We start from the raw sequence: 13,318 nt of genomic DNA, 5'->3' as shown, positions 1-13,318 counted from the left end.
CTACCCTTCATCCCTCCGCCGGCGGGAAGAACGCGCCTCTTCCTTGTCGTCGTCCTTGTCCCGGTCTCCGACCAGGGCGTCCTTGACGCCGCCGATCATGCCCTTGGTCTTGCCGTGGGAGCCCCCTTCGGACATGTCGCTGATCATGTCGGGAAGCCCTTTGCCGCCCTGCTGTGCGAGATCAAGGCGATTGGTGGCCTCGGCGAAGCGAAGGTAGGTGTCGACGCTCGCGATCACGATCCTCGCGTCGATGGTGAGGACCTCGATGCCAACGAGCGATACGCGAACGTACGCGTCGATGACGAGGCCCTTGTCGAGGATGACGTTGAGGACGTCTGCGAGGGAACTGGAATGCGGGCGATCGAGGTAACCGCCTCGCGGCTGCATGGCCGTGTTGCTCATGGTCCACTCCTAGCTTGGCTCTAGCGCGAAGGATTGCGGTGGGGCGTGATTGTGTCGGCTTCGGCGGTGGGACTCATCGGCGTCCACGGCTTCCGGAGGGCTCGCGGTCGTGGCTGCTGCCCTGATCGTCGGCCTCCTCGTCAGGCTCCTCTTCGTCCTCGTACTCGTCCTCGGGCTCTTCCTCTTCCTCGTCTTCGTACTCGTCCTCGGACTCCCCTTCGCCCTCGTCCGTTTCGGCGTTCCGCTGCCCGTCGCGAGTCTCGCCCTCGTCGTACTCGTCGTCGTATTCGTCTTCGGGCTCTTCCTCGGTTCCTTCGGTCTCCTCGCCCTCGGACTCGCCGCCTTCACCCTCCTCGTCGTATTCGTCGTACTCGTCCTGGCCCTCTCCCTCCTCGGGTTCCTCTTCGCCCCGCTGCTGATCCTCCTCGGCCTGACGCTGCTCGTCGGCTTGGCGCTGCTCCTCTTCCACGACCTCCTCGTGCGTGCGGACGATCTCGCCGTCACGGATCTCGCCGCGCCAGCCCTCGGCTGCCTCGGGATCGAGGATCGTCGACGTCATGACGTGGCGGACATAGCGCTTCAGCTCGACCCGCACACGCCGGCCGACAGCACGCCAGATCTGGCCTGTCTTCTCGAATAGTCCCTGCGGGTAATACTCGACGACGGCACAGATCTTCGTCAGGCGCGGTCCGTATTCGTGGAAAGTGACCGCCCCGTCAAGATGGCCCTTTTGCCCCTTCGACTTCCAGATGATCCTGTCGTCGGGAACCATCTCCTTGATCTGGGATTCCCAGGTGCGGTGGGAGAGGAATACCTGGCCCTTGAATGAGACCTTTCCGTTGTCCCTGTCGTGCTCGACGTTCTTGACCTTCTTCATGAAGTCGGACCACTCTTCGAATTCGGTCCACTGGTTGTAGGCGACCTTGACGGGAACACCTACGTCGACCCATTCGACGATATTGACCAGCTTCTGCTTCCGGCTGCCTCGGCCTCCCCTGCCGCCCGTGAGAGCTTGGGCGCCAGCGGCGACGGTGTCCTTCACCTTGTCCTTCACGCCGGTCAGCGCTCCCCCGACGGCGGCCATAGCAGGGCTCTTGCCCTGCAGCTTCGCCTTGATGCCCTCGCTGACCGCCTTGTCCTTGATGCTGGTCCCCGAGGACTTGCCCTCAGTGAAGTCACTGAGCTTTCCGGTAAGGCCCTCGACACGGTCACTGACCTTGCCGATGCCATTGTTCACGAGCGAGGACGCGAAGCTGCCCGCCGCGTCCTTCAGGCCGCCCAGACCGAGCTTGTCGGTCAGGGTTCCGGAGTCTGCCTTTGCCTCCATGGCGTGTCTCCTCTGACGACAGGTCTATTCGGACGACGGCTTGGAGGACCGCCCGGACGAGGTCGCACGCCGGGGACCTCCCCGCCGTTCAGCGGCGGGACGCGGCCCTGACGGACGGGGGCGGGCAGGGCGCTGGACTGGCTTCTGGCCGCCAGAACTGCTGCGGCCGTTCGGGGAGTCCTCGCCTTGGTCCGAGCCGTCACTGTCCGAGCCGCCGCGATCTTCACGAGCGGCCGGCTGCTCGGGCTCTTCCTCGGGCTCTTCTTCCTCGTCCTCTGGACCCTGCTCCTCGTCCTGGGGCTCCTCGCCGCCCTCTTCCTCGGGTTCTTCGGGCTCCTCGCCTTCGTCCTGGGGCTCTTCGCCCTTTTCCTCCGGCTCCTCGTCCTCCTGCTCCTCGTCCTGCGGACCCTGATCCTCGTCCCGGGGCTCTTCGTCCCGTGGCTCTTGGTCCTCGGGCTCCTCGGCCTCGGGTTCCTCCTCCTCGGGCTTGCGTCCCTTGGGCCGCTTGCGCAGCGCAGCAGCGGCGAGTCCTGCCGTGGACCCGACGGTCTGCCCTGCGGCGCCGGTTGCGGATCCGGCTGCCTGGCCTGCGGCGCCGGTCGCCTTTCCGGCGGTCTCCGTCGCGGTTCCGGCTGCCTGTCCGGCGGCCTCCTTGGGAGCCTTGAGCTTTTCCGCCCGGTTCTGCAGATTTTCGCTGAGGGATCCGACGCCCTTGGCCGCCGCGGTCATGGCCGCGCCTCGGGCGGCCTGTGCGAGGGTTCCAGTGATCTGGTCCACGAGATGCTTTGCCTCGGGGGACGAATCGAGGGCCTTGGTAGCCCTACCGACAATGTCACCGCGGTGGGCCATCAGTTGTCGGCCTCCAAGGGCCCCGGCCACCGTTATGGCCAGTCTCAGTTTTTTGGTCCTGCCCAGCAGGTAGCCGCCGAGCAATACGGCTGTTAATTTCGCCCTACCGTCCACGGGAGCCTCCATCCGTGTTAAGGCTGCATTAGATATGTATTTGCTCCGTCCAGGGCGGCGGCTCAGGCGGAGTCGGGCTCGAATGCGGAGCTATGCGCCGGAAAGCGAATGGCCTTCCAGCGTGACCTCACGATCCCACACGGCCTCTCTGCTCGCTAGGGTGCAATGGCGAGCCGAGGCTGCTGAAGGGCCTCGCGTACATGCACCCCTGTTACCCGCAGGCGGTGAGCCAAATCAAGCGATTGCGGTGCGACGAGTCTGGACTTTTCCCGTGGCTGGGCGTATTTGACGGCTTGGGGGCAGGCCGGTATTCCCTTCTCAGGCCGGCGAGCCCTCGCCCTCATAGGAGCCGCCGAACCTCGCCGGGATGAGGTCAGCTCGTTCCGCCCCTGACCGCACGAGATCGAGGATCACCTCGGCGACCTGCTCCGCCGTCTGCGGTTGCGGGCCTCCCGCGTGCCTCGCCGGACCGGCACCTGCGCGGAGAACCTGGTGGAACTCCGTCGCCGTGATGAAGGGGTAGACGGTGGAGACAACAACGCCCTCGTCCGCGAGCTCAGCCCGCGCAACACTCGAGAGCATGCTGAGCGCTGCCTTCGACGCCGCGTATGCGCCCACACCGGGCACCGGCCGCAGCACGGTGCCCGAACTGACATTGACGATGCTGCCGGAGCCCTGCGCACGCATGGTGGGGAGCACGGCCTGCATCGCAGCAAGCGGCGCCACGACGTTGAGTTCGAGGATCGCCCGGAAATCGTCGGGTGCCACGTGCTCGAGGGGTTCATGGAGGCCCTGGCCCGCATTGTTCACGAGGACGTCGATCCGTCCGTAGCGGTCGAGCGCCGCATCGACGAGCCCACGGATCTGGTCGCTGTCGGTCACGTCGCATCGAACGGCGATCGCGTCGGGGAGCTCCTCGGCGAGCGCCGCGATCCGCTCATAGCGCCGTGCCGCGAGGACGAGCCGAGCGCCCGCGGCCGCGGCCTCCCGCGCCGTCGCCGCTCCGATTCCGGAGGACGCGCCAGTCACGATCACCACTGCCTCGTTCAATTCCACCTTCGGATCCTCTCACAAGGGTCGAAACCCGGATCTCCGCACGACGAAGCGTCGAACACGGGGCCGGAAACGGCGGGCGGCGGCCTCCGAAAGGAAGCCGCCGCCCGCCGTCGTCCGTTTGCGCCTAACGCTTCTCGGTCAGCTTTCCGCCCGCGATCCGCAGGCGCCGCTCGGCGCGGCGGGCGACTGAGGAATCGTGCGTGACGAGCACGATCGTCAGGCCCTCGCGCCACAGCCCCTCGAAGAGGTCCATGATTTCGTCGCGCGTGCCTTCGTCGAGGTTGCCCGTCGGCTCGTCGGCGAGGAGGACCTTCGGCTGCTTCGCGAGCGCCCGAGCGATCGCGACGCGCTGCTGCTGGCCGCCGGAGAGCTCGCCCGGCCGGTGGCCTGCACGATCAGCCAGGCCGACCGACGCGAGAGCCTGAGTGGCACGTTCCCCGCGCTCCGCCGGCTTGAGGCGCAGCGGCTCGAGGCCCATCTCGACGTTCTCCTGAGCGGTGAGGGTAGGGATCAGGTTGAACGACTGGAAGACGAAGCCCACCTCGGTCGCCCGGATGTCGGCGAGTTCGCGGTCGTGGAGGCGGGAGATCTCCCGGCCCGCGAGTCGCACGGTGCCTTCCGTGGGCCGGTCGAGCGCACCGAGCATCTGGAGGAGCGTCGACTTCCCGCCGCCCGTCGGCCCCTGGACCGCGACGAGCTGGCCTGCCGGGATCGAAAGGGACACGCCGTCGAGCGCGCGGACCTCCCGCTTGTGCTGCTTGTACGTCTTGCCGACGTCCTCGAGCTGGAACATCGGGGCCTTGGTGGTCTGGCCCTCGGGAGCTGCCGCGACGGCAGGGTTCTGAATGCTGGTCTGATCCTGCACGGGTTCCTCCGCTGCTTTGTTCTCGATGCTCATCAGGCCAGGCTCCTCAGGGCTTCTGCGGGCTGCAGGCGAGCTGCGCGCCAGCCGCCGACGACGCCGGCGATCAGGCCGCCGAGGATTGCGATGCCCACCGCGATGAGGACGACGGCGGGGGTCACCGGGGCGCCCAGCGCGACGTGCGTTGCCGAGCCGCCGAAGCCGGCGAAGCCACCGCCCCCGCCGCCGCCGAAGCCGCCGCCCCCGTTCTGGGCCGCTGACCCTGCGGCGCTGCCCGCCTGCCGGGCAGCACCGCCGAAGGTGCGGCCACCGCTCGTCCCCGCGCTGAGCGTCGGGGCGAACATGTTGATGACCAGGACCGCGATCAGGCCCACTGCGATGCCCACGACGCCGCCGATGAGCGACTGGACGATCGACTCGCCCGCGACCTGGCGCACGATGCGGCCGTTGCGCCAGCCGATCGCCTTGAGCGTTCCGAACTCGCGGGTGCGGCGGGAGACGCCGGAGAGGGTGAGGAGCGCCGCGAGCAGGAAGGCCGCGGCGAGGACGGCCACAGAGAGCCACGTGCCGAGGCCCGAGATGAGGCCGGACGCCGTGGAAAGCGATCCGGAGACGTTCGAGGCGAGGTCGGCCTGGGTGTTGATCGTCTGCGACGGCAGCGCCTTCTGGAGGTCCGTCTTGAGGGTCGAGACCTGGTCCGAGGACGCAGCCTGGACGTACACGGTGCTGACCTTGCCGGTCTCGGTCGAGAGGGTCTGGGCGACGTCGAGCGGGATGTAGACGTCCGAGGCCGTCTGCGAGTCAGAGCCGGTGGCGGAGACGATGCCTACGATCGTGAAGTTCTGGCCGCCCACGTTGATCGTGCCGCCCAGCGAGAGGTTCGCGGTGGTCGCGTACGAGGAATCGACCACAGCGTTGTGCTGGCCGACGTCCTGCGCGCCGAGCGCGCGGCCCTTCGAGACCGTGGCCGAGGCGAGGGGCCCAACAGTACCTGCGTTGCCGTCGACGCCGAGCACGCTGAAGGAGTCGACGCCGAAGTTGCCGCCGAAGCCGCGACGGGTCGTGCCGCTCTGCGACTCGCCGGTCTGCGAGGGGGCCGTCGGCGCCGCCGTGGGGGCAGCGCCAGTGCCGTTCTGCTGCGCCACCTGGCCGTTGAGCGTGACGTTCGTGAGTGAGAGGGCCGCTGACGCGGCCTGCACGCCCGAGGTCTTCTGCACCGTGGCGAGCGAGGTTGAGTCGAAGGTCGCCGACCCGCGGCCGGAGATGAGACGGGACTGGTTGACCGACGTCGACGAGCCCTGGCTGCTGTCATTGCCTCCGTTGAACTGGAAGCGCGGGCCCTGGGTCCCCGAGCCGGGAGCCGCGGGGGCCTGGGTGACGGTGATGTCCGTCCCGACGCCGTACACGCTTGCCAGGGCTGCCTTCTGGGCGTCCCGGACGCCCGCAGAGAGGGCGTTGACGACGATGACAAGGGCAATGGCTAGTGCCAAGGCGATGGCGATGATGACGGTCTGTTTCCGTCTGCCTGACAGCTCGCGCCGCAGGTACCGAGCAAACATGGGTTCCTCCGTTGCGCGGACCCTCGCCGCGCCTACACCGACGGTAGGAAGGGACCCTATGGGGCGGACAGAAGGATGCTGTGCCCCCGCTGTGTACCCTCCCGTCTCTCCATCGTCTCGGGTACAGATACCCCTTCTTTTGAGCGTTTCGGGTACAGATGATCGCCCCCTTCTGTACCCGAAACGCTTGGGGGAGGGGAGTTGGTGTACCCGAGACGGTTGGGGGAGGGGAGTTTCTGTACCCGAAACGGTCAGGGGGTGGGGGTGGAGATGGGGGCCGTCGACTCGCGGACCACGAGCTGTGTCGCGAGCTCGACGCGGTGCGAGTCGAGCTGCTCCCCGCGGGCCTGGCGCAGGAGGGTCCGCAGGGCCGTGCGCCCCATGTCGTGGAGCGGCTGCGCGACCGACGTGAGCGCGGGGACCGAGTCCTCGGCGAGAGCCGTGCCGTCGAAGCCCACGAGGCTCAGCTCCTCGGGCACGCGGATCCCGCGCTGCCGGGCTTCGCGGAGCACGCCGACGGCGATCGAATCGCTCCCGGCGAAGATGGCGGTGGGTCGCTGGTCCAGTGCAAGGAGGGCGGTGAGGCCCTCGACGCCGTGCTCGGGGCGGAACTTCCCGTGGAGGATCAGCTCCGGGTCGACCTCGATGCCGGCCGACATGAGCGCGGACAGGTAGCCGTGGAGCCTGGCCTGGCTGCATTCGGCGGAGTCGGGCCCTCCGAGGTAGGCGATCCGACGATGCCCGAGGTCGAGCAGGTGTTCGGCGGCCGCCCTGCCCCCGGCCCAGTTGGTTGCCCCGACGCTCACGACGTCGGATGAGGGCGGGTTGAGCGGGTCGATGACGACGACGGGGACGCGCCGCCGGTGGAAGGCGGCCAGGTGCGACTCGGTGAACGCCGACGTGACGACGATGATGCCGGAGCGGTCCTCGTCGACCGTGTGCTGGGCTCGCCGCTCGAAGTCGAGGCCGCTCGACGGCGCACTCCCGGTGACGCTCAGCACGACCTCGACGCCGGCGGAGGCGGCCTGGGCGAGGATGCCGTCGAGCACGGACGAGGCGTAGTTCGAGTCGATCGAGTCGAACACGGCCTCGACTACGGAGGTGCGCGCCGTCGTCCGGCGCTGGGCCGGGGACTGGTAGCCGGTTTCCTCGAGGGCCGCGAGCACTTTGGCGCGGGTCTCCGCGGCGACGTCCTCGCGCCCGTTGACGACCTTCGACACCGTGGGCGTCGAGACGCCCGTGAGACGTGCGATTGCGGCGAGGGTGGGCTTCCTGCCCGTGAGGGTCATGAGGATCCTGAGCTTTCGAAAGGATTTCGCTGTGCACAGTCTGCGAGACATGTCCTCATCCGTCAACGCGCGGAATCTGATTCGTTTAGGTTCTGAACTTTTTCGCGGAAACCCCTTGACCGTGACGCGAGTCACGTCCTACCGTGACTTTGCTGCCGACAAATCGGCGAAAAGTTTCGATCGCCAGCGACCGGCAGCACGGAGCGCGTTCCGACCTCGTCGGGTACCGCTTTGACGAGACGTCGGATGAGCCTCCGTGGGAAGGGAGCAACATGACAAACCCGAAGCCGCTGCGCGTGGGCATGGTCGGGTACGCCTTCATGGGAGCTGCACACTCCCACGCGTGGCGGACGGCGCCGCGGTTCTTCGACCTGCCGCTGGCCCCCCAGCTGGCAGCGGTCGCGGGACGGGATCCCGAGCGTGTCGCGGCTGCCGCTTCGAAGCTGGGCTGGGAGTCGACGGAGACGGACTGGCACCGGCTGATCGAGCGGGACGACATCGACCTCATCGACATCTGCACCCCCGGGGACACCCATGCCGAGATTGCGATCGCGGCCCTCGAGGCGGGAAAGCACGTGCTGTGCGAGAAGCCGCTGGCGAACTCGGTCGCCGAGGCGGAGCGGATGACGGCGGCTGCAGACGCGGCCGCTGCCCGCGGCGTCGCGTCGATGTGCGGCTTCTCGTACCGCCGCACGCCTGCGCTCTCCCTGGCCAAGCGGCTCGTGGACTCAGGCGCGCTGGGGACGATCCGGCACGTGCGGGCCCAGTACCTCCAGGATTGGCTCACTGACGAGAACGCCCCGCTGACGTGGCGCCTCGACAAGGCAAAGTCGGGCTCGGGCTCCCTCGGGGACATCGGGGCCCACATCATCGACGCGGCCCAGTGGGTCACGGGCCAGAGCATCACAGGGGTTTCGGCGCTGCTGGAGACCTTCGTGAAGGAACGGCCCGTGGGCGGGGACTTCGTGGGCCTGGGCGGCCACGGCGGGACCGAGGGGCCGAAGGGCCCCGTGACGGTCGACGACGCGGCGATCTTCTCCGCGCGGTTCGACGGGGGCGCCCGCGCGGCTGGGGCGGGCTCGGCGGGGGCGATCGGCGTGTTCGAGGCGACGAGGTTCGCGCTGGGCCGGAAGAACGCCATGCGGCTCGAGCTCAACGGCTCGAAGGCCTCGCTCGCCTTCGACTTCGAGGACATGAACTCGCTCTGGTACTACGACGCCGCTGAGGAGCCGAACGCCGGCTTCCGGCGGATCCAGGTCACAGAGCCCCAGCACCCGTACACCGGCCACTGGTGGCCCGTGGGCCACGGGCTCGGCTACGAGCACGCGTTCACCCATCAGGTGGTGGACCTCGTCGAGGCGATCGCGGCCGGGAAGCAGCCCGCGCCGTCGTTCGCCGACGCCCTCCAGGTTCAGCGCGTCCTGGAAGCTGTCGAAACGAGCGCCGCGGACGAGTCGCGCTGGACCAAGGTCTGAGGCTGCGAAAAGGTTTTAGGAGGAGCAATGACACGACCGATCACCCTGTTCACCGGCCAGTGGGCCGACCTGCCATTCGAGGAGGTCGCGCGCCTTGCTGGGGAGTGGGGCTTCGACGGGCTCGAGATCGCCTGCTGGGGCGATCACCTCGACCCCGTCCGGGCCGCGGAGGACGACGCGTACGTCCAGGACCGGCTCGACATCCTCAAGCGCAATGGGCTCGAGGTGTTCGCGATCGCGAACCACCTCACCGGCCAGGCTGTGTGCGACGACCCGATCGACGAGCGGCACCGCGGGATTCTCCCCGACGCCGTGTGGGGCGACGGCGACCCCGAGGGCGTGCGGACGCGGGCGGCTGAAACGATGAAGGCAACGGCGCGGGCGGCCGCGCGGCTCGGGGTCAAGACCGTGACCGGGTTCACGGGATCCTCGATCTGGAAGGCCGTCGCCATGTTCCCGCCCGTCCCCGACGGGATGATCGAGGCCGGGTACCAGGACTTCGCCGACCGGTGGAACCCGATCATGGACGTCTTCGACGAGGTCGGGGTCCGGTTCGCGCTCGAGGTCCACCCGTCCGAGATCGCGTACGACTACTGGACGGCCAAGCGGACCCTCGAGGCGATCGGCGACCGCGAGGGCTTCGGGCTCAACTTCGACCCCTCGCACTTCATCTGGCAGGACCTCGACCCGGTCATGTTCCTGCAGGACTTCGCGGAGAAGATCTTCCACGTTCACGTCAAGGAGTCCATCCGCCAGCTCAACGGGCGCAACGGCCGGCTCGGCTCGCACCTCGCGTGGGCTGACCCGAGGCGTGGCTGGGACTTCGTCACCGCCGGGCACGGGCACGTGCAGTGGGAGCCGATCTTCCGGACCCTGAACGCCATCGGGTACGAGGGGCCCACGAGCATCGAGTGGGAGGACGCCGGGATGGACCGCCTCATCGGTGCACCCCAGGCGCTTGCGCTCGTCAAGGAGCTCGCGCAGATCTCCCCGCCGGCCGTGGCGTTCGACGCGGCCTTCAGCAGCAAAGGAAACCAGTGACGACGACGAAGAACGCGCTTGTCGTGCGCGGGGGCTGGGACGGGCATCAGCCCGTCGAGGCCACGGACCTGTTCATCCCGTACCTGAAGGACCACGGCTACGAGGTCAGGGTCGAGGAGTCGCCGAAGGTCTACGCGGACGCCGAGTACATGGCCGGGGTGGACCTGGTGATGCAGTGCATGACGATGTCCACGATCGAGAAGGAAGAGTTCGAGGGGCTCCGCGCGGCCATCGAGAGGGGCACGGGCCTTGCGGGCTGGCACGGTGGGATCGCGGACTCGTACCGGAACACCTCGGACTACCTGCACCTGATCGGCGGCCAGTTCGCGTGCCACCCGGGCAAGCACCCCGACGAGCGCATCGGCGAGCAGTCGGACAACTACGTCCCGTACACCGTGAACATGCTGCCCGCGGCGGCGTCGCACCCCATCACTGAGGGGATCGGGGACTTCGACCTCGTCACGGAGCAGTACTGGGTCCTGTCCGACGACTACATCGACGTCCTGGCCACCACGACGCAGAAGGTGCGGGAGTGGGACCCGTGGCACCGCGAGGTCACTTCCCCCGCGATCTGGACTCGCGAGTGGGGTGCCGGACGCATCTTCGTCTGCACACCCGGACATCGGGTAGAAGTCCTTCAGGACCCGAACGTGCGCACCATCATTGAGAGGGGCCTGCTGTGGGCGAGCCGGTGAACATGGACCAGCCGCTGAGGATCGGCATCGTCGGCTGCGGGAAGATCGTGGCCCAGTACCTCACGAGCTTCCGCCGGCTCCGCAGCGTGCGCCTCGTTGCGGTCGCGGACATCGACATGGGCCGGGCGCAGGCCGTGGCCTCCGAATGGAACGACGGCGGGGCGGACACCGAGGTGCGCGCCGTCAGCGTCGAGGAGCTCCTGGCCTCGCCCGACGTCGACCTCGTCCTAAACCTCACCATCCCTGCCGCCCACGCCGACGTCGCGCTCAAGGCGATTGCTGCGGGCAAGTCCGTCTACGGGGAGAAGCCGCTCGCCGCGACGACGGCGGAGGGCCGCCGGGTGCTGGACGCGGCTCGGGAGGCGGGTGTGGTCGTCGGCTGCGCGCCGGACACCGTGCTAGGGACCGGGATCCAGACCGCGCGGAAGGCGATCGACGACGGCCTCATCGGCTCGCCGGTCGCGGCGACGGCGACGATGGTCACCCCGGGCCACGAGCGGTGGCACCCGAATCCGGACTTCTACTACCTGCCCGGCGGGGGCCCGCTGCTGGACATGGGGCCGTACTACGTCTCGGCCCTCGTGACTCTCCTCGGCCCCGTCGTCTCGGTGATCGGCGCCGCGAGCCACACGCGCTCGGAGCGCGAGATCGGGTCCGGGCCCCGTGCGGGGGAGAAGATCCCCGTGGAGATCGACACCCACGTCACCGGGGTCCTGACCCACGAGTCGGGAGCGCTCTCGACGCTCGTGATGAGCTTCGACGCCGTCGCGACCAACTCGTCGAACATCGAGGTCCACGGCTCGGACGGGACGCTCGCCGTCCCGGACCCGAACCACTTCGACGGCGACACCCGGCTGTTCCGCCTCGGCGGCTCCGAGTGGGAGACGCTGCCCGTCTCGGCGGGGTACACCGACTCAGGCCGCGGCTACGGGATCGCGGATCTCGCGACGACCCCGGAGGGGGAGGAGCCGCGGGCGGGCGGGGCCCTCGCGTTCCACGTGCTCGATGTCATGGAGTCGCTGCTCGACTCGGCGCACAGCGGCAAGTCTGTCGCCGTGACGAGCCGTGCTCCGCGTCCGAGTGCCGTCCCGCTCACGGATCTCGGTGCAGCGGCGGAATCCGAGTCGGGGACACCCAGGAAAGCGTGAGCCATGGCTTTCTGAACAAGATCAGCGCAGCATAAGCACAGCAGCATAAGCGGTGCAGCACATTTCGATCTCGACGAAGAGTCTTATCTCGATGAAGAGCTTTATCTCAATGAAGAGCATGGAATCGGCGGCAGCTGCTGCTGATTCATTCGGAAGGAGTCATCAATGACCAATTCATTCACCGGCTCGAACGTCAGCCGCCGTAGCTTCATCGGCCTGGCGGGCGCTGCCGCATCAATTCCGCTCCTCGCTGCATGCACTGGTGGCTCGAGCAGCGGCGGCGGCGGCAGCAAGACGCTCAAATTCTGGAATATGCCGTGGGGCAATACCTCCTTCAACCCGCTCGACAAGAAGATCACGGAGGCGTACAAGCCGGCGAATGGCCTGCCCGCGGCGTCCTACCAGGAGATCCAGTGGGCGAACTTCACCCAGACGTTCTCCTCTGCCGTGGCCTCCAACACCGGTCCGGCTGTCAGCTCCGGCGGCGGAACGCAGGCGTTCCAGTTCGAGTCGCAGGGCGCTATCGCCTACGCGGACAACCTGCTGAACAGCTGGAAGAACAACGGGCTGTACGCCGACTTCCTGCCCGGCCTGCTCGACGCCATGAAGGTCCCGAAGGGCTACGCGGCCGTTCCCTACAACCTTGACATGCGCGTCCTCTGGTACAGCAAGTCGCTCCTTGCCCAGGCAGGGGCGAACGTGCCCACGGACTGGCAGTCGTTCCTCGACACCTGCGCGGCACTGAAGAAGATCGGTGTCTACGGCTACGGCACGAGTGCCGGCGCTGGCAGCTTCACCGGCGGCCACATCCTGGTCAGCTGGATGATCAACAACGGCGGTGGCCTGTTCGACCAGAACCAGCAGCCGAACTGCGTCACGCAGGAGAACATCGACGCGATGAACTTCGTGCTCGAGTGCGTGAACAAGGGCTACGTCGACCCGGCCAGCCCCACCTACACGAGCGCGAACGCGCAGTCGCAGTGGAAGGCGAAGAAGTTCGGCATGGGCTTCGATACTGCCGGCCTCGCGCAGAACGTCGGCGGGGCCGCGCTCGACGATCTCGTGGTGGCGAGCCCGCTCACCAGCCCGAACGGCAAGAAGGGCGCCCTGTACTTCCCGAACAACATCATGATGTACAAGAACACCCCGAGCCAGGAGGGCTCCGAGGCGTTCCTGACGTACTACTACCAGAACATGAGCCCGCTCTGGACTCAGGCCACTGGCATCGGGCTGCCCCCGCTCAAGTCGATCACCCAGACGAAGGAGTTCCAGGCGAACGCCAACAACGTCAAGGTCATCAACGAATGGCAGCCCATTTCCAAGACCTGGGCGGCACCGGGCGGCACGGCGCTGTTCCTCGGCGTCACGACCGTTGACGGCACCCCGGCAATGGATACCTTTACCCAGTCGATTCTCGGCGGCAAGACCGATGCGAAGACGGCCCTGACGAATCTTCAGAACGCCATCAAGGCGAACATGAAGTCCTAAGGAATGAGTGGGT

12 protein-coding genes are annotated in these 13,318 nt (G+C 67.7%); 5 read left to right on the top strand and 7 right to left on the bottom strand.

Annotated features, from left to right (window positions below):
- The 7 genes from gvpJ to E6A21_RS15090 form a co-directional block, all read right to left on the bottom strand.
- Complete coding sequence (gene gvpJ, locus E6A21_RS15120; RefSeq protein WP_138444982.1) at positions 1-402, bottom strand: gas vesicle protein GvpJ; 402 nt, start codon at positions 400-402, stop codon at positions 1-3.
- A 73-nt stretch (positions 403-475) separates the two neighbouring features.
- Complete coding sequence (locus E6A21_RS15115) at positions 476-1,729, bottom strand: SRPBCC family protein (protein ID WP_138444981.1); 1,254 nt, start codon at positions 1,727-1,729, stop codon at positions 476-478.
- Positions 1,730-1,753: 24 nt separating this feature from the next.
- A complete protein-coding gene (locus E6A21_RS17975) occupies positions 1,754-2,506 on the bottom strand; it encodes a hypothetical protein (protein ID WP_171041432.1) in 753 nt (250 codons plus the stop codon).
- A gap of 504 nt (positions 2,507-3,010) precedes the next feature.
- A complete protein-coding gene (locus E6A21_RS15105; protein WP_138444979.1) occupies positions 3,011-3,748 on the bottom strand; it encodes an SDR family NAD(P)-dependent oxidoreductase in 738 nt (245 codons plus the stop codon).
- Positions 3,749-3,872: 124 nt separating this feature from the next.
- Positions 3,873-4,541 carry an ABC transporter ATP-binding protein gene (locus E6A21_RS15100; RefSeq protein ID WP_138445008.1) on the bottom strand — a complete coding sequence of 223 codons (669 nt, stop codon included), beginning with the start codon at positions 4,539-4,541 and terminating at the stop codon, positions 3,873-3,875.
- Positions 4,542-4,645: 104 nt separating this feature from the next.
- Positions 4,646-6,169, bottom strand: a complete 1,524-nt coding sequence (locus E6A21_RS15095) for an ABC transporter permease (RefSeq protein WP_138444978.1) — start codon at positions 6,167-6,169, stop codon at positions 4,646-4,648.
- Positions 6,170-6,420: 251 nt separating this feature from the next.
- Positions 6,421-7,458 (bottom strand): LacI family DNA-binding transcriptional regulator, encoded by a 1,038-nt coding sequence (locus E6A21_RS15090; RefSeq protein ID WP_138444977.1) that lies wholly within the window; start codon positions 7,456-7,458, stop codon positions 6,421-6,423.
- A 272-nt stretch (positions 7,459-7,730) separates the two neighbouring features.
- Here E6A21_RS15090 and E6A21_RS15085 point away from each other — a divergent pair, with 272 nt between their 5' ends.
- The 5 genes from E6A21_RS15085 to E6A21_RS15065 all read left to right on the top strand — a co-directional run bounded on the left by E6A21_RS15085 (position 7,731) and on the right by E6A21_RS15065 (position 13,305).
- Positions 7,731-8,933, top strand: a complete 1,203-nt coding sequence (locus tag E6A21_RS15085; protein ID WP_138444976.1) for a Gfo/Idh/MocA family protein — start codon at positions 7,731-7,733, stop codon at positions 8,931-8,933.
- Positions 8,934-8,960: 27 nt separating this feature from the next.
- The gene (locus E6A21_RS15080; protein ID WP_138444975.1) at positions 8,961-9,974 is read left to right on the top strand and encodes a sugar phosphate isomerase/epimerase family protein; all 1,014 of its coding nucleotides are present in this window, start codon (positions 8,961-8,963) and stop codon (positions 9,972-9,974) included.
- A complete protein-coding gene (locus tag E6A21_RS15075; RefSeq protein ID WP_138444974.1) occupies positions 9,971-10,669 on the top strand; it encodes a ThuA domain-containing protein in 699 nt (232 codons plus the stop codon). Before E6A21_RS15080 ends, E6A21_RS15075 begins: the two co-directional genes overlap by 4 nt.
- 2 nt (positions 10,670-10,671) lie before the next feature.
- On the top strand, positions 10,672-11,817 hold the full coding sequence (locus E6A21_RS15070; protein ID WP_138445007.1) for a Gfo/Idh/MocA family protein: 1,146 nt from the start codon (positions 10,672-10,674) through the stop codon (positions 11,815-11,817).
- A gap of 165 nt (positions 11,818-11,982) precedes the next feature.
- Positions 11,983-13,305, top strand: coding sequence for an ABC transporter substrate-binding protein (locus E6A21_RS15065; RefSeq protein ID WP_138444973.1), 1,323 nt, complete (start codon positions 11,983-11,985; stop codon positions 13,303-13,305).
- The last annotated feature ends 13 nt before the right edge of the window (positions 13,306-13,318 follow it).

It is taken from the genome of Sinomonas susongensis (genome assembly GCF_005877005.1).
GTDB lineage: Bacteria > Actinomycetota > Actinomycetes > Actinomycetales > Micrococcaceae > Sinomonas > Sinomonas susongensis.
The sequence above is the reverse complement of the archived record's forward strand: the minus strand, read 5'-3'. Positions and strand labels throughout refer to the sequence as shown.

Coding starts and splice junctions, on each gene's coding strand:
- gvpJ (WP_138444982.1), bottom strand. CDS start 402: ATGAGCAACACGGCCATGCAGCCGCGAGGCGGTTACCTCGATCGCCCG.
- E6A21_RS15115 (WP_138444981.1), bottom strand. CDS start 1,729: ATGGAGGCAAAGGCAGACTCCGGAACCCTGACCGACAAGCTCGGTCTG.
- E6A21_RS15100 (WP_138445008.1), bottom strand. CDS start 4,541: ATGTTCCAGCTCGAGGACGTCGGCAAGACGTACAAGCAGCACAAGCGG.
- E6A21_RS15095 (WP_138444978.1), bottom strand. CDS start 6,169: ATGTTTGCTCGGTACCTGCGGCGCGAGCTGTCAGGCAGACGGAAACAG.
- E6A21_RS15090 (WP_138444977.1), bottom strand. CDS start 7,458: ATGACCCTCACGGGCAGGAAGCCCACCCTCGCCGCAATCGCACGTCTC.
- E6A21_RS15085 (WP_138444976.1), top strand. CDS start 7,731: ATGACAAACCCGAAGCCGCTGCGCGTGGGCATGGTCGGGTACGCCTTC.
- E6A21_RS15080 (WP_138444975.1), top strand. CDS start 8,961: ATGACACGACCGATCACCCTGTTCACCGGCCAGTGGGCCGACCTGCCA.
- E6A21_RS15070 (WP_138445007.1), top strand. CDS start 10,672: ATGGACCAGCCGCTGAGGATCGGCATCGTCGGCTGCGGGAAGATCGTG.
- E6A21_RS15065 (WP_138444973.1), top strand. CDS start 11,983: ATGACCAATTCATTCACCGGCTCGAACGTCAGCCGCCGTAGCTTCATC.